Annotated in this window: 19 protein-coding genes and 1 tRNA gene; 10 read left to right on the forward strand and 10 right to left on the reverse strand. The window is 60.4% G+C overall.

The annotated features are described in order from the left end of the window. The coding region (locus tag CQ007_RS18780; protein WP_158256733.1) for a hypothetical protein at positions 1-907 on the forward strand (907 nt) is incomplete at its 5' end. Positions 908-982: 75 nt separating this feature from the next. Here the strand turns inward: CQ007_RS18780 and CQ007_RS06935 are convergent. Continuing rightward, positions 983-1,993 carry an AraC family transcriptional regulator gene (locus CQ007_RS06935; protein ID WP_105644538.1) on the reverse strand — a complete coding sequence of 337 codons (1,011 nt, stop codon included), beginning with the start codon at positions 1,991-1,993 and terminating at the stop codon, positions 983-985. A gap of 176 nt (positions 1,994-2,169) precedes the next feature. On the opposite strand from CQ007_RS06935, the gene CQ007_RS06940 reads away from it, so the two are divergent. Beyond that, positions 2,170-3,012: a TauD/TfdA family dioxygenase gene (locus tag CQ007_RS06940; protein WP_105644540.1), complete on the forward strand. Its 843-nt coding sequence runs from the start codon at positions 2,170-2,172 to the stop codon at positions 3,010-3,012. A 78-nt stretch (positions 3,013-3,090) separates the two neighbouring features. Here CQ007_RS06940 and bfr read toward each other — a convergent pair whose 3' ends face one another. Both bfr and CQ007_RS06950 read right to left on the reverse strand, forming a co-directional pair. Next, a complete protein-coding gene (gene bfr, locus CQ007_RS06945; RefSeq protein WP_105644542.1) occupies positions 3,091-3,561 on the reverse strand; it encodes a bacterioferritin in 471 nt (156 codons plus the stop codon). Positions 3,562-3,683: 122 nt separating this feature from the next. Continuing rightward, entirely contained in the window at positions 3,684-3,893 is a 210-nt protein-coding gene (locus CQ007_RS06950) for a bacterioferritin-associated ferredoxin (protein WP_105644545.1), read from the reverse strand. Positions 3,894-4,287: 394 nt separating this feature from the next. Between CQ007_RS06950 and CQ007_RS06955 the strand changes: the two genes are divergently transcribed. The 5 genes from CQ007_RS06955 to CQ007_RS06975 all read left to right on the forward strand — a co-directional run bounded on the left by CQ007_RS06955 (position 4,288) and on the right by CQ007_RS06975 (position 9,642). Further along, on the forward strand, positions 4,288-5,727 hold the full coding sequence (locus CQ007_RS06955; RefSeq protein ID WP_105644546.1) for an MFS transporter: 1,440 nt from the start codon (positions 4,288-4,290) through the stop codon (positions 5,725-5,727). A gap of 82 nt (positions 5,728-5,809) precedes the next feature. After that, on the forward strand, positions 5,810-7,132 hold the full coding sequence (locus CQ007_RS06960; RefSeq protein WP_105644548.1) for an MFS transporter: 1,323 nt from the start codon (positions 5,810-5,812) through the stop codon (positions 7,130-7,132). Continuing rightward, entirely contained in the window at positions 7,129-8,106 is a 978-nt protein-coding gene (locus tag CQ007_RS06965; protein WP_105644550.1) for a DUF2157 domain-containing protein, read from the forward strand. The genes CQ007_RS06960 and CQ007_RS06965 overlap by 4 nt, the downstream gene beginning before the upstream one ends. Beyond that, complete coding sequence (locus CQ007_RS06970) at positions 8,103-9,161, forward strand: DUF4401 domain-containing protein (protein WP_105644552.1); 1,059 nt, start codon at positions 8,103-8,105, stop codon at positions 9,159-9,161. The genes CQ007_RS06965 and CQ007_RS06970 overlap by 4 nt, the downstream gene beginning before the upstream one ends. Beyond that, positions 9,151-9,642, forward strand: a complete 492-nt coding sequence (locus CQ007_RS06975) for a GDYXXLXY domain-containing protein (RefSeq protein WP_105644554.1) — start codon at positions 9,151-9,153, stop codon at positions 9,640-9,642. Before CQ007_RS06970 ends, CQ007_RS06975 begins: the two co-directional genes overlap by 11 nt. Positions 9,643-9,673: 31 nt before the next feature. Here CQ007_RS06975 and CQ007_RS06980 read toward each other — a convergent pair whose 3' ends face one another. The 4 genes from CQ007_RS06980 to argF all read right to left on the reverse strand — a co-directional run bounded on the left by CQ007_RS06980 (position 9,674) and on the right by argF (position 12,594). Next, complete coding sequence (locus tag CQ007_RS06980) at positions 9,674-9,895, reverse strand: hypothetical protein (protein WP_105645219.1); 222 nt, start codon at positions 9,893-9,895, stop codon at positions 9,674-9,676. Between the two features lie 117 nt (positions 9,896-10,012). Further along, the gene (locus CQ007_RS06985) at positions 10,013-10,492 is read right to left on the reverse strand and encodes a peptidylprolyl isomerase (protein ID WP_105644556.1); all 480 of its coding nucleotides are present in this window, start codon (positions 10,490-10,492) and stop codon (positions 10,013-10,015) included. Positions 10,493-10,565: 73 nt separating this feature from the next. Then, on the reverse strand, positions 10,566-11,672 hold the full coding sequence (locus tag CQ007_RS06990) for an ABC transporter ATP-binding protein (protein WP_105644558.1): 1,107 nt from the start codon (positions 11,670-11,672) through the stop codon (positions 10,566-10,568). A gap of 16 nt (positions 11,673-11,688) precedes the next feature. Further along, positions 11,689-12,594, reverse strand: a complete 906-nt coding sequence (gene argF, locus CQ007_RS06995) for an ornithine carbamoyltransferase (protein WP_105644561.1) — start codon at positions 12,592-12,594, stop codon at positions 11,689-11,691. Positions 12,595-12,824: 230 nt separating this feature from the next. Here argF and grxD point away from each other — a divergent pair, with 230 nt between their 5' ends. The 3 genes from grxD (at position 12,825) to CQ007_RS07010 (ending at position 14,715) form a co-directional block, all read left to right on the forward strand. Beyond that, positions 12,825-13,151 (forward strand): Grx4 family monothiol glutaredoxin, encoded by a 327-nt coding sequence (grxD, locus tag CQ007_RS07000; protein WP_105644563.1) that lies wholly within the window; start codon positions 12,825-12,827, stop codon positions 13,149-13,151. A gap of 85 nt (positions 13,152-13,236) precedes the next feature. Beyond that, a tRNA-Pro gene (locus tag CQ007_RS07005) sits at positions 13,237-13,313 on the forward strand. Positions 13,314-13,566: 253 nt separating this feature from the next. Further along, the gene (locus CQ007_RS07010; protein ID WP_105644565.1) at positions 13,567-14,715 is read left to right on the forward strand and encodes an AI-2E family transporter; all 1,149 of its coding nucleotides are present in this window, start codon (positions 13,567-13,569) and stop codon (positions 14,713-14,715) included. 6 nt (positions 14,716-14,721) lie between these two features. Here the strand turns inward: CQ007_RS07010 and glpK are convergent, their stop codons facing one another. The 3 genes from glpK to CQ007_RS07025 are packed head-to-tail and all read right to left on the reverse strand — an operon-like array spanning position 14,722 to position 17,779. Then, positions 14,722-16,230 carry a glycerol kinase GlpK gene (glpK, locus tag CQ007_RS07015; protein WP_105644567.1) on the reverse strand — a complete coding sequence of 503 codons (1,509 nt, stop codon included), beginning with the start codon at positions 16,228-16,230 and terminating at the stop codon, positions 14,722-14,724. 32 nt (positions 16,231-16,262) lie between these two features. Next, entirely contained in the window at positions 16,263-16,736 is a 474-nt protein-coding gene (gene ybaK, locus CQ007_RS07020) for a Cys-tRNA(Pro) deacylase (RefSeq protein ID WP_105644569.1), read from the reverse strand. An 8-nt stretch (positions 16,737-16,744) separates the two neighbouring features. Then, positions 16,745-17,779 (reverse strand): NADP-dependent oxidoreductase, encoded by a 1,035-nt coding sequence (locus CQ007_RS07025; protein WP_105644571.1) that lies wholly within the window; start codon positions 17,777-17,779, stop codon positions 16,745-16,747. Between the last annotated feature and the right edge of the window lie 147 nt (positions 17,780-17,926).

Below are 17,926 nucleotides of genomic sequence, written 5' to 3' on the forward strand. Positions count from 1 at the left end.
AGATACCTTTATGGCCCCCGGTCCGGATGCATTGCGCCTGGTAGAGCAGAAGAAGCGGGAACGAGAAGAACAACGGGCGAAAGGCACCTATAAGCCAGCGCCTCTGGAGCATATCGACTTCCATGATCGTTGTGATCATGAGCATTATCGTCATGCGCCTTGGGCAGGGAGAACACAGTTTTGGATCTATCTAGCCGCTTTAGGAAAAGGCTTTTTTTTTATGTTTCTAATTTTGGGCTTTTTTGCCGCGATTACGAGTGGTTTCTTGGAGCAAGGAAGCTTTCTGGAAAACTTCTTGCAGAGTTATCGAGCCCTATTTCTGGGCATGGGATTACCCGGTCTCTCAGCTTGGGGCCTTGGCTCTGTTGTCATTCATAAATTCCCCCGGCTCTGGGCCAAACCCGGCAAGGGCCCCAAATGGGAACTCAACCGTCGCACCGGCATGATTACCCTGTTCGAATACCGTCGACAGCAGGTGAACGAAAAACGTGCTCCCTTCCACGAGTTCGACGCCTATATCAACACCACGCCGGATCGCCAGGGTCTGCCGATGAATGTGCTGAGCCTGGAACACCGTTATTCGGATATCCGCATTTTCTTCGGTGATATCCAGCCACCGGATCGCAATACCCAACAGCTCTGTGCCCTGTGGGATTTCATCCAGAACTATATGGACATCAGCCATCCCTTACCGGACGCGCCATTGTTCGAGGAACACCGCCAGAATGACCCAACCACCGCGGAGCATGATCGAGCCACCGGGCGCCATCCTCGGTACTGGATTGATATGGACGAAAACACTTTCAAGGAAGCGCAGATGGCAATGCGCGCCAGGGTGGACAGGATCGATACCTTCAGCCGCCCGAATCTGATGGCGCAGTATGTGGAGTACGTTTCTGTAGGCTGACTACAGTGAATTCTGGTTGCCGCTATGCCCGGATGGCTATTCGCTGAGCTATCCAGGTTGATCGACACCTTCTGCTCAGCTACCGATCTGACTTTTGAATTGCCCTGGCGTCACTCCAAACCATGCTTTGAAAGCACGATGGAGGGTACTCACGTCAGCATAACCAAGCACCTCGACAATCTGCTCGGTAGGTAATTGCTGTACCACCAGCAGTTCCAGAACTTTCTCTTTCAGCAGCCCCTCCTTGAGTTTACGGAAGCTGGTGCCTTGCTCATCAAGGTGCCGCTGCAGCGTTCGTTTCTTGAATCCAACTGCCTTTGCCAGTGTATCGATATCCAACCTGACCAAGTCGTTACCATCCATGTGGCTTTTGACATGATCCAGGAACCCCTGTCCAACGCGCTGCGCTCTGGATAGCCCGTCTGCGTAACCTAGCAACAGCTGATACAGGTGTTCGTCACGCCCGGTAATCACAGCATCAATAGCTGTATTATCCAACTCGACGATATAACGCTCACCTACTGACACCGCAGGGCATTTCAGGATCCTGGCCACCCCCTCCACATCCTCTGCCCCTGCGGGTAAATGCAAGAGGCGCGCCTTGGTGCCACCAGCAGAAATGAGCGAAATATTTTTCAGCGTCGCGGTTATCACCGACAGTACATGCTGCAGGTGCACGGCAACAGACGATTGAGCTGGAAGGTATTCAAGCGCTACGACATTGTTTTCTGTCGCTTCAACGAATCGGAATCGACCGTTTTCGCTAATCAAGCTTTGATAGCGAACAAGAAGCTCCATCCCGGTCCGGACCGAAGGACTGTGAAGCAGCAGGGGAAACAGCAGCCCTGACGAACGGGGGCTGAGACGGCGGCCTACTTCCACCCCCAGGTGCTCTCGGTCAGAGGTCGACACCGCTCGATGCCACAAGGTGCGGGCCTCCACCAGGTCCAACTGCTCGCCAACCAGAAGCCTCCTGCCTTGAATGCCCTTGACCCCTTTGGTTAAAAAACCTATGTCCACTCCCAGGTCAGAGAGAGCCAGCAGCAGTTCGTTGACCCAGAGGTTATTGATATGGCGATGATCCACGTCCCCACTCTCCTGGTGTCAATGAAAATGCAAAATAATGAGTGGTATTGTGGCATGAAATGCAAATTTATGGCGTGGATTCTCAATGAATGCGGCTCCACCCTCTCTTACAGTGAGGGTGCAGAAAGCAGTCCAAATTAAAACAATTCTATCTACGGCCTTGGCAGGAGAGAAAAATGAGTTACACGATTACACCCACGTCAGGTGCATGCGGAGCGACAGTAGCAGGTTTGGATCTCTCTGAAGACCTGGATAAGGCGACGGTTGAAGATCTGCGCGCAGCCTGGCTGAAACATAAGGTGCTGGTTTTTACCGGGCAGAACATCAGCGATGCAGACCTTGAACGCTTTAGCCTCTACTTCGGCTCATTCGCTGGCGATCCCTATATTGCATCACTGGACGACAACCCGAATATCATCGAATTGCGTCGGACCGCAGACGAAACCACGCCAATTTTTGCTGATGCCTGGCACACTGACTGGAGCTTTGGCAAGAATCCGCCTTCGGCTACCATCCTGTACGGCATCACCATTCCTCCCCATGGCGGAAATACGGACTTCGTGAATCAGCAAAAGGCCCTGCAGGAGATGCCCCAGGAGCTTCGCAGCCGCATCGAGGGGAAGAACGCCATCCATTCAGCGCGCAGAGCATATGCTCCCACAGGGGCCTATGGCGACGGAGAGAAGGAAAGTGGTAATCAGAGAGGGTTCAAGATCAAGACATCCGAGTCCGCCTATGATACCCAGGCTCACCCGATCATCCGCAAGCACCCGGAAACTGGCGAAGAAACCTTATTCGGCTGCATTGGGTACATCATCGGTATTGAAGGCATGGCTGAGGATGAGGCGAATCAACTTCTGATGGAGCTGTACAACTGGCAGACCCGCCCCGAATTCCAGTACAGCCATGGGTGGAAGCCCGGTATGGTGGTGATGTGGGATAACCGTGCGGTTCTGCACAAGGCCAACGGCGGTTATGAAGGTTATGAGCGTGTACTGCACCGTACGGTCGTCGCGTAATCGGTGCTTCAACAGGTTGCTCATGATGAGCAACCTGTTCTTCGTATTTCTACGCCAAGGGGCTTTGAAGGGCAGGGCTCAGTTGCTGATCTGCGACTGCTGGTAGTTTTCCAGGCCGACCTTGTCGATCAGGCTCAGCTGGGTTTCCAGCCAGTCGACGTGCTCTTCTTCCGATTCCAGAATGCTTTCGGCCAGATCGCGGCTGCCGTAGTCACCAATGCTTTCGAAGTAGGCGATGGCGGCCTTCAGATCGGGAATGCCCTTCATCTCCAGACGCAGGTCGCATTCGAGAATCTCGCGGGTGTTCTCGCCGATCATCAGCTTGCCGAGATCCTGGAGGTTGGGTAGACCCTCGAGAAACAGGATACGCTGGGTCAGCGCATCGGCATGTTTCATTTCATCGATGGATTCTTTGTACTCATGCTCGCCGAGCTTGTCCAGACCCCAGTCCTGCAGCATGCGCGCGTGCAGGAAATACTGGTTGATGGCAACCAGCTCATTACCGAGCAAGATGTTGAGATGACGGATAGCCTGTGCGTCGCCTTTCATGACGATTTTCCTCAGTGCAGGGGGATCAATGCACCGAGTGTGCTACCGAGAGCGGCATCTGTCAAATCCGCCCTTGCAAATCAAATAGATAGAAACATTTCTCGGATGAATGCGATACGCATTCAGGCTACGCTGAACTGCCCCGCATTGACGAAACTGGCCACGGCAGCCTGGCGGTATTCACCAAGGATCGACTTGCAGTCCCGACCACATTTGCCACATTGGCTGGCAACGTCCAGGCGCTCACGCAGGTCGCGCATACTACAGGCACCATCAGTCACGGCATCGCGAATCTGGGTGTCGGTAATTCCCTTGCAAAGACATACGTACATGGGTGCACTCCGGGAGCAGGTCAAGAATGGCTATAAGCTAATTGTAATGAGAATAATTGTCAAACAATTATCTGTGCCATTCGCATCCGGTGGATAAACGGCTCGGCTGCAGGCTCTTTTTTGATCATCAGTCAGCTGAATATCAGCCATCCTCGCACTTTATAGTCTCTGCAGCCCGCGCCGACGCTGGGGTCTATGCGGGCAATGCGGTTCTCTGGCAATACCTTGGTACATTCGTCAGGAATGTCGCATGAATATTGGCCAGCCACATGGAATAGACTCCAGGCAACGGCGATAGAAAAGCGGTTGGCTCGGCCCTTGCTGCGCCAGCGAGAGCACAACTACAACAAGGCGGGGCTCGATCCCCGCTCAATCTCATTGGAGTGGCATATAGATGAGTCAGTCCGGAATTCTGAAACGTTCCACCATCCTGATCCACGGTTCCGTGGGTATCCCCCTGGCTATCATCGGATATCCGCTGGCAGTCTACCTTCCGCCTTTCTATGCCCAGGAAATGGGTCTGAACATGGCGCTGATGGCGCTGGTACTGGTCATCGCGCGCTTTTCCGATGTGATCACTGATCCGCTCATCGGCATGCTCAGCGACCGCTGGCAGACCCGCTTCGGCCGGCGCAAGCCCTGGCTGGTGATGGGTACGCCGATCATGCTGGTCAGTACCGTGATGATCTTCATGCCGCCTGACGGGGCAGGGCTGTGGCATCTGCTGATCTGGACCGTATTGATGTATCTGGGCTGGACCATGGTCACCTTGCCCTACGGTGCCTGGGGGGCGGAACTGTCGCCGCTGTATCATCAACGCAGCCGGGTGACCGCATCGCGCGAGGGCTATGTCCTGTTGGGACTGTTCGTCGCCGCGCTGGCCCCGGCGGTAGTACAGGCCATGGGGGCGCGCTATGCGGCGGGGGACACCGATGGTGCCGTGATGCGTGCCATGGTCTGGCTGGTCGGCAAGGACGGGCAGCTCGGCACCGGCTACGGCCCCATCCTTGCTGGGATGGGATGGTTGCTGTTGATCCTGCTGCCGCTGACCGTATTCCTGGTGGTGACCATGGTACGCGAGGCCCCAGCACGGTCAGTACAGAAGACCGATTGGAAGAAGGGCCTGCGGATCATGAAGAACAACGGTCCGTTCAAACGGCTGATGCTGATCCTGCTGATCGTGATTACCGGTGAGTCGTTCCGCAATGCGATGTCGGTGTTCTTCATGCAGCATGTGATCCAGATCCAGGCGCAGATCGGCATGATGTACCTGCTGTATTTCGGCATCGGTATCCTCGGCATTCCGTTCTGGCTGGTATTGGGGCGCAGAATCGGCAAGCACCATGCTTTCTGCGTGGCGGTCGCCGTGTCCAGCCTCAGTATTCTCGGCATGTTCTTTCTGCAGGCCGGTCAGTTGGTGCCATTCGCCATCATGTTCGCGGTCAAGGGCTTCTGCTTTGCCGCCTTCCAGTTCCTGCCGCTGTCGATGCTGGCGGATATCGTCGATCTGGATACCGCGCGCAGCAAGGAGCATCGCACCGGGCTGTTCTTTGCCATGTCCGGTATGGCGCAGAAGAGTGCCATGGCCCTTGGCCTGGGGCTGTCGCTGGGCCTGCTGGCGCTGGTCGGGTTCGATGCTACCCAGACCGTGCACAACGAGAGCCAGCTGATGTCCCTGCGTGTGCTCTACATCGTCGGGCCGGTACTCATGTACATGGCCGCATTCATGCTGGCGCGCCGTTATCCGCTGACCTCCGATCGGCAGGAGCGCATTCAGTCGTGGATCGAGCGGCGCAACCTGCGTCTGCAGACTGCGGAGGCAGAAAAGACCTGAGACGGTTATTGGCGCAGAATGTGTCGTATTCTTCCGTTATGCTGTCATCCTTCGGCGCTTGGATTCAAAGAGGATGACAGCGATGGCGGGGCAGTCCCAGTTCGGTTTGTTGCGCAGCAGGCGGTTCCTGCCGTATTTCATCACGCAGTTTCTGGGTGCCTTCAACGATAATGTATTCAAGCAGGCGCTGGTGCTGGCCATCCTGTTCAAGATCGGCACCAGCGCCGATCCGAACGTGCTGATCAACTTCAGTGCCTTGCTGTTCATCCTGCCGTTTTTCCTGTTTTCCGCGCTCGGCGGCCAGTTCGGCGAGAAGTTTCCCAAGCACACGCTGATCCGCCTGATCAAGTTTGCCGAAATCATCATCATGCTGGCCGGCGCCGCCAGTGTGCTGATCGGTCATCTGCCGTTGATGCTGGCGGTGTTGTTCGCCATGGGCTCGCAGTCGGCGCTGTTCGGCCCAGTGAAGTATTCGATCCTGCCGCTGCACCTGGCGGAGCGGGAACTGGTCGGCGGCAATGCGCTGGTGGAGATGGGTACCTTTCTGGCGATTCTCGGTGGCACCCTGTTCGCCGGGTTGTTGATGGCCGGCGAGCAATGGGCCTGGTGGGTTTCGGTGTCGGTGGTCGGGCTGGCGCTGCTCGGGTTCTGCGCCAGCATGGTGATTCCGCGCACGGCGGCCGCGCTGCCGGCGTTGCGACTGGACTGGAATATCTTTCGCCAGTCGGCGCGTATTCTGCACCTGGGGCTGGTGCAGCAATCCCGGACAGTATCCCGTTCGCTGCTGGCCAACTCCTGGTTCTGGTTTCTCGGAGCGACCTATCTGGCGCAGATTCCGGGCTTTACCCGTGACTATCTTCAGGGCGATGAGACCGTCGTGACACTGATCCTGGCGGTATTCTCCATCGGTATCGCCGCTGGTTCGCTGCTCTGTGAGCGGCTGGCGGGCAAGACGGTGAACCTCACGCTGGTGCCTTTTGGTGCGGCGGGCCTGACGCTGTTCGGGTTGTTGTTGTGGGCCGGTGCCGGGTATATCGAAGTGGGTGTCGAGCACCTGGGCTGGACACAGTTGCTGATGCAGCCGGCGGCCTGGGGCGTGATGACCTGCATACTGGGGCTGGGTATGTTCGGTGGTTTCTACATCGTGCCGCTATACGCCCTGATTCAGGCCCGGACAGAGAACCATGAGCGCTCCCGGGTGATCGCGGCAAACAATATTCTCAATTCACTGCTGATGGTGATTTCCGCAATATTCGCCATGCTCATGCTGGGCGTGGTGGGGATCACCATTCCGCAGTTGTTCCTGGTGGTGTCGCTGCTCAACGTGCTGGTCAGTCTGTACCTGTTCCTGGCCGTGCCCGAGTTCACGGAGCGCTTGCGTATGCGTTTGGGGGGAAGCCGATGAAGATGCTGGACGAATTGCGGCGGCGCGATCAACTGCTGGCCTGGATGGAGCAGGGCTTGCTGACGCCGCACCAACTGGAACAGGCGCTGGCGCCCCAGCGGCCTCAGCCGAGTGCGCGGGAGTGGCAGCATGCGCTGGATCGGCTGCTGGCCCTGTATGGCAGTCTGTTGCTGGCGCTGGGGGCGATCTTCTTCTTTGCCTTCAACTGGGATGATCTGCACCGCTTCGGCAAGCTGGCTCTGGCGCTCGGTGCACTGACCGGTTTCGCCGGCATGGCCTTGTGGCTGCAACCAGGCTCGGTCCTGTACCGCGCCGTTCTGCTTGGGGCGGCACTGGCTACCGGCGGGGTGCTGGCGCTGGTGGGGCAGACCTACCAGACCGGCGCTGACATCTGGCAACTGTTCACTGCCTGGGCGGTACTCATGCTGCCCTGGGTATTGCTGTCGCGCTCGGCGGCATGCTGGGGGCTGTTCTGGGCGATTGCCAACCTGGCGCTGCTGCGCTATTTCGCCATGCATGACAGTTGGCTCGGTGCGGCGCTGGCCAGCCCGCGGGCTCTGCTCGGCGTAGCGGCTGGCAATCTGCTGCTGTTGCTGGTATTCGAGCTGTTCGCGGGCCGCCTGCTGTCACAGCCCGGTCGCAGCATGTCGCGTCTGGCCGGTTTTGCGCTGCTCAGTGCGCTGGCGCTGGGAGCCTGCATCGCCTGGTGGGAAAGCACCTACCTCAACCTGCTATGGGGGTTAGGCGTGGTCTGGCTGATCGGTATCCCGCTGTACCGCTGGGGGCGGCGTGACCTGTTGCTGCTGGCGTTGCTGTTGTATTCGCTGGTCGGCGTACTGACTGCAGGACTGGCGCGGCTGTTCGACAGTATCGATGGCTTTACGCTGTTCAACCTGCTCGGCTTGTTTATGCTGCTGAGCAGTGCCCTGGCGTCGGTCTGGCTGCATCGGGTGTATCGGGAGGGCGAGGCATGAGCAGGGCATGGCAACAGGGGCTGATCGAGGCGTTGCAACAGCGCCAGATACTCGACCCGCCGGCGGTCGAGCGTGTCCGGGATGAGCATGCCGCACCCTGGTACATGGCCTTGCTCTCGGGGCTGGCGGCCTGGCTGGCGGCGTTGCTGTTACTCGGCAGTTCGCTGATTACCATTATCGATGACAGCGCGCCGGCCAGCGCCATCAGTGGCGGCCTGCTGCTGGCCCTGGCGATCTGGTTGTTGCGCCGGCCGGGCGTGTTCGCCGCGCAGTTGGGGCTGGCGTTGTCGCTGGTGGGGCAGGGGCTGCTGGTGTTCGCGCTGGTACAGCTGGAGCCATGGGCTGCAGCTGGGCAGCGCCTTCCGGCGCTGGGAGCCTTGCTGGTGGCTGCCGGCATGTTGTTGCCACCAGCCCATGGCGCCCACCGGCTGGTCTGCGCGTTGATCGCCATGTTCAGCCTGGCGGTACTGATCGGCGCCAACGCGCTGCTGTCATTGTATGGTCTGCTGCTGGCCGCGCTGGGTATCTGTCTGTGGCTACAGCGTAGCGGCTGGGCTGGAAAGCGGGCAGCCCTGTATCGTGCCATCGCCGGTGCGGCGACGGTGATGGCGCTGGTATTGGCGATTCTCGGGCATGGGCGGTGGGGCGATCTGCTGGGCCTGCTGCTGAATGATCGCACCGTGCAACTGCTGACGTGGCTTTATCCCGTCGGTGCTGGCCTCCTGTTGCTGGCAACCGTCAGTTGGCTGGTGCGCGGCGAGAAGCCGGCGTTTCGGCTGGGTTGCGCAGCAGCGGTGGTGATCGTCGTCGCGCTTTGTGCCCAGGCACCGGGTCTGCTGGTCGGAGCGGCCTTGTGGCTGGCGGTATTCCAGGCCAGCGACCGTTTCTGGTGTGTGCTGGTGGGGATCGGTACCACCCTGTACCTGGGCGACCTGTACTACAGTCTGCACATCACCTTGCTGCACAAATCAATGCTGCTGGTGGCAACCGGACTGGTGCTGCTTCTGTTGCGCTGGTTGCTGTTGCGCCAATGGGGAGGTCGATATGAGGGCTGACCGGATTGCCATCGTCGCCGCCTGGCTGCTCATCGTGGTGGCGGTGGCATACACTGTCTCCGGGCACGAACGGACCCTGCGCGACGGGCAACTGGTGCTGCTGCAACTGGCACCCGTGGACCCGCGCTCGCTGATGCAGGGTGATTACATGGCCTTGCGCTTTGCGGTCGACGGGCAGTTGCCCAGGGAGGACGGCCAGTGGCCGAACTATGCGCATCTGCATGTCGGTGCCGAGGGGCGTGCGGTGCTGGCGGGCGCCGGGGACGAGCCGAGCAGCGAGCCGGGCATGGTCTCCATGCGCATTCGCCAGAATGGACGCGAGGCGAGTGTCGGTCCCAATGCGTTCTTCTTTCAGGAAGGCACCGCAGCCGTCTACGAGGAGGCGCGTTGGGGTGGTTTTCGCGTGGCCGCCGATGGTACTGCGCTGCTGACCGCGCTATATGATGAGAATCTGCAACTGCTGGGGAGCAATCGACGCTAGGCGTGCCGCTGCTGTAAGAGCCTGAACAGGCTCAGGCTTTCTGCGTCTTGCTGGCTGGCTTGGCGGCGCGCGGGCTGCCATAGGTCTGGCCACTGGTGCCGCTGGGAATGCTCTGGATCTTGCCCCCGGAGGCGAGGAACGCGGAGATCTGATCGTTGATGGATTCGCTGGTCGCCACGGCCGGGTCGGCCTTGCGCTTGGCAGGAGCTGTCTTGGGTTTGGCTACAGCCTTGACGGCGGGTTTTGTCGACATGGAGTACACCTCGAGGTTGAAAAAACAACCATAATACACTTTATCTGTCAATAATGCTTGGGTTGTTTTTTCAAGCCGAGGAGCGGGGCTTGCCAGCCCGGGCTGGCAAGGAGGGCCTCAGTGTTGATGGCCACCTGCGCCATGGGCGTGACCATGCGCCAGTTCTTCTTCCGTGGCCGGGCGCACGGCGAGAATTTCCACGTCGAACTTCAGGTCGCGACCGGCCAGGGGGTGGTTGGTATCCACCTCGGCCTGGGACAGGCCAACCTTGACCACGCTGACCTGGCGTGGGCCTTGTTCGGTGTGGATCACCGCCAGCATGCCCGGCTTCCATTTCCTTGCGCCCTGCAGATGCTTGATCTGGACTTTTTGCGTAGCGTTTTCCTGGCGCGGACCATAGGCCTTGTCGACCGGCAGCTCGACGCTGAAGCTGTCACCGGCTTCGCGACCTTCCATGGCCTCGACCAGGCCTTCCAGCAGGCCCGGCTGGCCATGCAAATAGAGCACCGGCTCGTGCGGGCGGGAGCTTTCGATTTCGCCATTGGCGTCGGACAGGGTGTAGTGGAACTGGACCACCGAATTGTTTGCGATCTGCATGAAGGGACTCGTCAGGCTGGTTTGAAAGCCGCCATTATCCGGAGCTGTTGGCCTGTTGCCAAGCCGCCTGGCATCAGACCGAGCTGCCGTCCTGCAATACCTGCTCCAGCGGCAGCTGTGCGCTGACATTGACACTGCCCTGGGCGGCGAAGACCACCAGGTGGTCGGCGGCTACGCGGATGCCGAGTTCCTCGCCCAGCAGGTGATCGTCATGGCTGGGGAAAATGGCTTCCAGGGTGCTGCCGGTTGGCAGTTGCAGGCGGTACAGGGTGGTGGCGCCGAGAAAGACCTTGCCGGTGATGATCGCCGTCTGGCTGCTGCCTTCCTGACCGACGATGTCGTCGGGGCGCAGCAGCACATCCACGGCACTGCCGCCGGGCAACTGATAGGCGCGGTTGCCGCGGATGACACCAACTTCGGTCTGCACCGTATCCGGGGTCAGCAACTGGCCGCGAATGAAGTAGCCCTGGCCGATGAAACTGGCGACAAAGGGCGTGGCCGGTTCATGGTAGAGGTTGTAGGGCGTATCCCATTGTTGCAGCTGGCCTTCGCGCAGCACACCGACCTGATCGCATACGGCGAAGGCTTCGTGTTGATCATGGGTGACCAGCAAGGCGCTGGTGCCCCGGGCCTTGAGGATGTCCCGTACTTCGGCCGACAGCCGCCGGCGCAGGTCACCATCCAGATTGGAGAAGGGTTCATCCAGCAACAGCAGTTTGGGTTCCGGCGCCAGTGCACGCGCCAGCGCTACCCGCTGCTGCTGGCCACCGGACAGCTCATGGGGGTAACGCTTGCCCAGCCGGTCGAGTTTGACCAGCGCCAGCAGTTCATCGACGATGCGCTTGCGCTCGGGATGCTTGGCGATGCCGAAGGCGATGTTCTCCGCCACGTTCAGGTGCGGGAACAGGGCATAGTCCTGAAACACCATGCCGATGCGGCGCTGCTCGGGCGGTACCGTATGGGTCGGGCTGGACAATACCTTGCCCAGCAGGCGGATCTCCCCGGCAGTGATCGGTTCGAAGCCGGCGATGCTGCGCAGGGTCGTGGTCTTGCCGCAGCCCGAGGGGCCGAGCAGGCAGCCGATATCGCCGGCACGCAGGTGCAGGCTCAGGTCATCGACTATCTTGTGTCCGCCATAGCCGCAGGCGAGGTTATTCAGTTCCAGAACAATGTCGGACATCGACAGTCACCGTCAGTCAGTCAACCAGCAGGAATTCGACCAGGGCCTTCTGCGCGTGCAGACGATTCTCCGCCTGGTCCCAGACCACGCTGCGCGGGTCATCCATCAGTTCGGCGGAGACTTCCTCGCCGCGATGGGCCGGCAGGCAGTGCATGAAGATCACCGACTCGTCGGCGAGGTCCAGCAGTGCCGAGGTCACCTGGTAGGGCGCGAAGCGCTGCAGGCGATCCCGGGCCTCGTCTTCCTGGCCCATGGACGCCCAGACATCGGTGCTGATCAGGTGGGCGCCGGCCACTGCGGCGGCGGGATCGCGCAGCAGGGTCACCCGGTCACCGGCCTGGTCGAGGAATGCCTGGTCCGGCTCGTAGCCTTCGGGGCAGGCGATGCGCAACTGAAAGTCGAACTGGATGGCGGCCTGGATGTAGCTGTTGCACATATTGTTGCCATCGCCGATCCAGGCCACGGTCTTGTCCTTGATACTGCCGCGGTGTTCCAGGAAGGTCTGCATGTCCGCCAGTAGCTGGCAAGGGTGCAGGTCATCGCTCAGACCGTTGATCACCGGTACCTGGGAGTAGGCGGAGAAGGTTTCCACGGTGGCATGGGCGAAGGTGCGGATCATCACCGCATCGCACATGCGCGACAGGACCCGGGCGCTGTCTTCGACTGTTTCGCCGCGGCCCAGCTGGGTATCGCGTGGCGACAGGAAAATGGCCTGGCCGCCCAGCTGGATCATGCCGGCTTCGAAGGAAACCCGGGTACGCGTCGATGCTTTCTCGAAGATCATGCCCAGCACGCGGTTCTTCAACGGCTCGTAAATGACGCCCTGGCGGTGCAGCGACTTCAGCTCGGTGCCGCGTTTCAGCAGTCCTGCCAACTCTGCCTGGGAACAATCCATCAACGAAAGAAAATGCCGTACTGTCATGTTGTGCTACCTGGTTGCTTCGATCGGCTATCGACCGGAAATAGCGACCCTTACCGTGACCTGGCGGCCCGGTACAAGCCATACCTGAAAAAGTGAGAAGCGGGCATCTTATAGGGAAAATCTGCCGCAAGGCAAATGGCCCGTCGTCGTTGGGCATGGCAAGGCGCTTTGCGGTACACTGGGCATCGTTTTTACGCCCCAAGGCAAGCAACCGCCACCGAGGAACCTCCATGAGTACCACCATCGATACAATCAAAGACCAGATCTCCAGCCACCCTGTATTGATCTACATGAAAGGTGCACCGAATGCACCGCAGTGTGGTTTCTCGGCGCGGGCCGTGCAGGCATTGATGAGCTGTGGCGAGAAATTCGCCTATGTGGACATCCTGCAGAACCCGGACATCCGCGCCGAGCTGCCCAAGTACGCCAACTGGCCGACTTTCCCGCAATTGTGGATCAGCGGTGAACTGGTTGGTGGCAGCGACATCATCCAGGAGCTGTTCGATTCCGGCGAGCTGCAGACCATGGTCACCGATGCTGTTGCCAAGGCCGAATAAGCTCGTAAGCACCGGGCGGCAAAAGATTTTTTCAAAATCCTCTTGTGAAAAAACAACGATTATGTAAAATGCCGCCTCACCAACACGGAGCGTAGCGCAGCCTGGTAGCGCGTCTCGTTCGGGACGAGAAGGTCGCTGGTTCGATTCCAGTCGCTCCGACCAATACCAAAGCCCTGACTCGAAAGAGTCAGGGCTTTTTTGTGCTCCTTCGTCCCTGGCGGGGCATCACCAGGCTTCGTCGGTTTCCCCGTTACTTGCTGCCGCAGCCCCGCGTATTTCCTGCAGTGCCTTGCTCGCAGGTTGTGACAACGGTCTGTGTGATGGGTTTTAACTTTTCCAGGGCTGTGCTACCTGCATTGATGTGCGACTGGTATTCTCCAGAATCCTCACCCCGCCTGGACGAGAATGGATAGACATGTTTAACGAGAATCTCGAGAACAAGAGTTTTCTGCTGTTGTTGGCGCTGGTGTCCGTGGCTTTTGTCATGATCATGCTGCCGTTCTACGGCGCCGTGTTCTGGGGCACCATCCTGGCCATCATTTTCCAGCCGATGCAGCGTGGCTTCGAAGCACGCTTCAATCAGCGGCGGGGGCTGGCAGCGACGGTTACGCTGCTGATCATCCTGGTGATAGTGATTCTGCCAGTCAGTCTGCTGGCCGGTGCGTTGGTGCAGGAAGGGACCAATGTCTATCAGCGTATCAGCACCGGGTCCCTGGATTTCGGCAGTTACCTGGAGCAGGTCATCAACGCGCTGCCGAGTTTCGCTCGTGAATTGCTGGAGCGCTTCGGCCTGACTGATGTGGCGGGGGTACAGGAGCGTATTTCCGAGGGGGCCATGGCCGGCAGTCAGTTCCTGGCGACCAAGGCATTCAGCATCGGACAGAACACGTTCCAGTTCCTGATCGGCTTCGCCATCATGCTGTACCTGCTGTTCTTCCTGCTGCGTGACGGCCGGCAAGTGGCGGCCCGGGTGCGCCGGGCCATCCCGCTGGGGGAAGTCTACAAGCAGCATCTGCTCAGCAAGTTCACCACCGTGGTCAAGGCCACGGTCAAGGGCAACATCGCCGTGGCCGCGATACAGGGTGCCCTGGGGGGCTTCATATTCTGGGTGCTTGGCCTGCAGGGGGCGCTGTTGTGGGGTGTGCTGATGGCCGTGCTGTCATTGCTGCCAGCGGTGGGGGCGAGCCTGATCTGGGGGCCGGTGGCAATCTACTTCCTGGCCACCGGCGCGATCTGGCAGGCAGCAGTACTGACCGCCTTCGGTGCGGTGGTCATCGGCCTGGCAGACAACGTGCTGCGCCCGATCCTGGTGGGTAAGGATACCAAGCTGCCGGACTATGTAGTGCTGATTTCGACCCTGGGCGGCCTGGCATTGTTCGGTCTTAACGGATTCGTTATCGGGCCGCTGATCGCCGCTCTGTTCATCGCGGCCTGGAGTCTGTACGCCGAGGCACGGGAGGAGCATGAAGTGGTTGCCGTGCCGGCCGAGGAGGTGCTGCAGGAGCCGCTGGGTGAGGAGGTGGTGGTGGTCGAGGTGGAGCAGGGTAAGGGGCCGGAGGGTTAGGGGGAGCTACTTCCCCACCCGCTCCCCACCAACAGGCTCACGCACCCGCCGTACCGCATTCAACCAGCCGGCATACAGCTCCCCACGTCGCTGGGCTGGCATCAGTGGTGTGAAGCTGCGCTCGCAGGCCCAGTGCCGGGCAATGTCATCCAGGCTGCTGAACAGGCCCTGCTGCAGGCCAGCCAGACAGGCGACGCCGAGGGCTGTGGTTTCCGTTACCTGGGGACGGTCGACTTGCACGCCAAGGGTATTGGCCAGGGCCTGCACCATCCAGTTGTTGACCACCATGCCGCCATCAACGCGCAATGAGGAAGTGGCGATGGCACCATCGGCATTCATCGCCTCCAGCAGATCGCGGGTTTGGAAGCACACTGATTGCAGGCCGGCGGTGACGATCTCGGCGATGCCGGTGTCGCGGGTCAGGCCGAAGATCGCTCCGCGCGCCTGCGGGTCCCAATAGGGGGCGCCCAGGCCGGTGAAGGCGGGCACCAGATAGACGCCGCTCTGATCACCGACCTGCTCGGCCAGGGCTTCGGTTTCATCGGCATGACTGATCAGCTTGAGACCGTCGCGCAACCACTGGATCGCTGCCCCGGCGACGAAGATGCTGCCTTCCAGCGCATAGGTGGTACGGCCGCCGAGTCGGTAGCCGATGGTGGTCAGCAACCGGTGGGAAGACCGCACTGGCGTCTCACCGGTATTCATCACCATGAAACAACCGGTGCCATAGGTGCTCTTGACGCTGCCGGGGGTGAAGCAGGCCTGGCCAACCAGGGCGGCCTGCTGGTCTCCGGCCATGGCGGCAATCGGGATGCTGGCGCCGAACAATGCAGCATCGGTGTGGCCGAACTCGGCGGTGTTGTCCAGCACCTCCGGTAGCAGGCTGGCTGGTATGTCCAGCAGCTGCAGCAGCTCCTCATCCCATTGCTGGCTGTGGATATTGAACAGCATGGTGCGTGAGGCATTGGTGGCGTCGGTGCGGTGCACCTTGCCACCGGTCAGGCGCCACAGCAGAAAGCTGTCGACGGTGCCGAAGCGCAACTGGCCCCGCGCTGCACGATCACGCGCGCCCGGGACGTTATCCAGCAGCCAGCGCAGCTTGGTGGCGGAGAAGTAGGGATCGATCAACAACCCGGTACGCTGGCTGACCAGTTGCTCGTGGCCGTCGGTCCGCAGCTGGTCGCAGAACGCGGCCGTGCGCCGGTCCTGCCAGACGATCGCCGGATAGACTGCCTCGCCGGTGCTGGCGTCCCACAGCAGGGTGGTTTCCCGTTGATTGGTGATGCCGATGGCGCAGATGTCGCCGGCACCCAGCCCGGCCTGCTCCAGCACCTTGCGCACCACATCGAGCACGCTCTGCCAGATGGCCTCGGGATCGTGCTCTACCCAGCCATCACGGGGGAAATGCTGGGGAAACTCCTGCTGGGCGACGCTGACCGGCTGACACTGGGCATCGAACAGCATGGCGCGGCTGCTGGTGGTGCCCTGGTCGATGGCGAGAAGATGCTGCGGCATGGGCGTTGCCCCTCTGGTGTCGGGTTTGCGGGTCAATCGCCACGGCCAATGGCGGCGAAGGTGGCGCGGGTCTGGCGTGCCAGATCCTCTGGCTGCAACTCTATCTCCAGCCCTCGGCGTCCGCCGCTGACGAATATCTGCGGCCACCCCCCAGCACTGTCGTCGATGAAGGTCCGCAGTGCCTTCTTCTGCCCCAGGGGACTGATGCCGCCGAGCAGGTAGCCGGTGCTGCGTTGGGCGGCGGCGGGATCAGCCATGCTGACTTTCTTGACGCCGGCGGCCTTGGCCAGCAGTTTCAGATCCAGCTGGCCGACCACCGGCACCACGGCTACCAGCAACTCGCCATTGTCGGTGCTGGCCAGCAGGGTCTTGAATACCTGTCGCGGGTCGAGGCCGAGCTTGTCGGCGGCCTCGCCGCCATAGGATTCGGCCTGCGGGTCGTGCTCGTAGCGATGCAGCTGGTAGCTTACCCTGGCCTTGTCGAGCACTTTTGTCGCTGGAGTCATGCGTTGTCTCAGTCGGCTATCTTGACCACCATCTTGCCAAAGTTCTGCCCTTCGAGCAGCCCGATGAAGGCCTGAGGTGCATTTTCCAGACCCTCGACCCGGTGTTCCTTGACCTTGACCTTGCCCTCGGCGACCCAGGGCGTCATGGTTTGCAGGAACTCGGGGTAATGCGGGCCGTAGTTGTCGAAGATGATGAATGCCTGCATGCGGATGCGTTGGCTCAGCAACAGGCGCATCAGTTGCGGCAGGCGGTCCGGCCCATCCGGCAGGCCGGTGGCATTGTACTGTGCAATCAGCCCGCAGACCGGCACCCGTGAATGCGGGTTGAGCAGCGGCATGACCGCGTCGAATACCTTGCCGCCGACGTTCTCGAAGTACACGTCGATGCCGTCCGGGCAGGCATTGGCCAGGTCATCCGCCAGGCTGTCGAGTTTGTGGTCCAGGCACACATCGAAGCCCAGCTCATCCACCGCATAGGCGCATTTATCCGGTCCGCCGGCAATACCCACCACGCGGCAGCCCTTGAGCCTGGCCACCTGGCCGACCACGCTGCCGACCGGTCCGGTCGCCGCGGCCACCACCACGGTCTCGCCGGGCTTGGGTTGGCCGATATCCAGCAGACCCATGTAGCCGGTGAAGCCGGGCATGCCCAGCACACCGAGCGCCTGTGACGGTTCGGCCATGTTCGGATCGAGCTTGAACACCATGCTGCCGTCGGACAGGCTGTAGTCCTGCCAGCCGGCGGTATAGCACATCACCAGATCCCCCGCCGCGAACCCGTCGAGGTTGGACTCCTGTACCCGGCTTACCGCGCCGCAGGGCATCACCCCGCCGACTGCCACCGGGTCGGCATAGGACTTGGCATCGCTCATGCGGCCGCGCATGTAGGGGTCCAGTGACATCCAGATATTGCGCAGCAGCATCTGTCCAGGGCCGGGTTTCGGCAACGGGCTCTCGACCAGCTTGAAGTCATTGAGCGTTGGTGCGCCCACCGGGCGGGAGGCGAGCAGGATCTGACGGTTGATATCGGCAGTCTGGGGCATGGTGAGGGTTCCGCTGTGAAAGTGAGTGGGTAGCTGCTGTGGACTTTAGCATGCAGAGCCGACTCGGCACGGTCAACCGGGTTGCACCAGCCTGATGGTGGGGTATCAGCAAAGCGTACTGAGGGAAGATCTGCCGGGCAGGATATT

The organism is Pseudomonas sp. MYb185 (assembly GCF_002979975.1).
Classification (GTDB): Bacteria; Pseudomonadota; Gammaproteobacteria; order Pseudomonadales; family Pseudomonadaceae; genus Halopseudomonas.

Excerpts from the sequence above, each read along its gene's own strand:
- CQ007_RS06940 (WP_105644540.1), top strand. The coding sequence starts at position 2,170 with ATGAGTTACACGATTACACCCACGTCAGGTGCATGCGGAGCGACAGTA.
- bfr (WP_105644542.1), bottom strand. The coding sequence starts at position 3,561 with ATGAAAGGCGACGCACAGGCTATCCGTCATCTCAACATCTTGCTCGGT.
- CQ007_RS06950 (WP_105644545.1), bottom strand. The coding sequence starts at position 3,893 with ATGTACGTATGTCTTTGCAAGGGAATTACCGACACCCAGATTCGCGAT.
- CQ007_RS06955 (WP_105644546.1), top strand. The coding sequence starts at position 4,288 with ATGAGTCAGTCCGGAATTCTGAAACGTTCCACCATCCTGATCCACGGT.
- CQ007_RS06960 (WP_105644548.1), top strand. The coding sequence starts at position 5,810 with ATGGCGGGGCAGTCCCAGTTCGGTTTGTTGCGCAGCAGGCGGTTCCTG.
- CQ007_RS06965 (WP_105644550.1), top strand. The coding sequence starts at position 7,129 with ATGAAGATGCTGGACGAATTGCGGCGGCGCGATCAACTGCTGGCCTGG.
- CQ007_RS06970 (WP_105644552.1), top strand. The coding sequence starts at position 8,103 with ATGAGCAGGGCATGGCAACAGGGGCTGATCGAGGCGTTGCAACAGCGC.
- CQ007_RS06975 (WP_105644554.1), top strand. The coding sequence starts at position 9,151 with ATGAGGGCTGACCGGATTGCCATCGTCGCCGCCTGGCTGCTCATCGTG.
- CQ007_RS06980 (WP_105645219.1), bottom strand. The coding sequence starts at position 9,895 with ATGTCGACAAAACCCGCCGTCAAGGCTGTAGCCAAACCCAAGACAGCT.
- CQ007_RS06985 (WP_105644556.1), bottom strand. The coding sequence starts at position 10,492 with ATGCAGATCGCAAACAATTCGGTGGTCCAGTTCCACTACACCCTGTCC.
- CQ007_RS06990 (WP_105644558.1), bottom strand. The coding sequence starts at position 11,672 with ATGTCCGACATTGTTCTGGAACTGAATAACCTCGCCTGCGGCTATGGC.
- argF (WP_105644561.1), bottom strand. The coding sequence starts at position 12,594 with ATGACAGTACGGCATTTTCTTTCGTTGATGGATTGTTCCCAGGCAGAG.
- grxD (WP_105644563.1), top strand. The coding sequence starts at position 12,825 with ATGAGTACCACCATCGATACAATCAAAGACCAGATCTCCAGCCACCCT.
- CQ007_RS07010 (WP_105644565.1), top strand. The coding sequence starts at position 13,567 with ATGTTTAACGAGAATCTCGAGAACAAGAGTTTTCTGCTGTTGTTGGCG.
- glpK (WP_105644567.1), bottom strand. The coding sequence starts at position 16,230 with ATGCCGCAGCATCTTCTCGCCATCGACCAGGGCACCACCAGCAGCCGC.
- ybaK (WP_105644569.1), bottom strand. The coding sequence starts at position 16,736 with ATGACTCCAGCGACAAAAGTGCTCGACAAGGCCAGGGTAAGCTACCAG.
- CQ007_RS07025 (WP_105644571.1), bottom strand. The coding sequence starts at position 17,779 with ATGCCCCAGACTGCCGATATCAACCGTCAGATCCTGCTCGCCTCCCGC.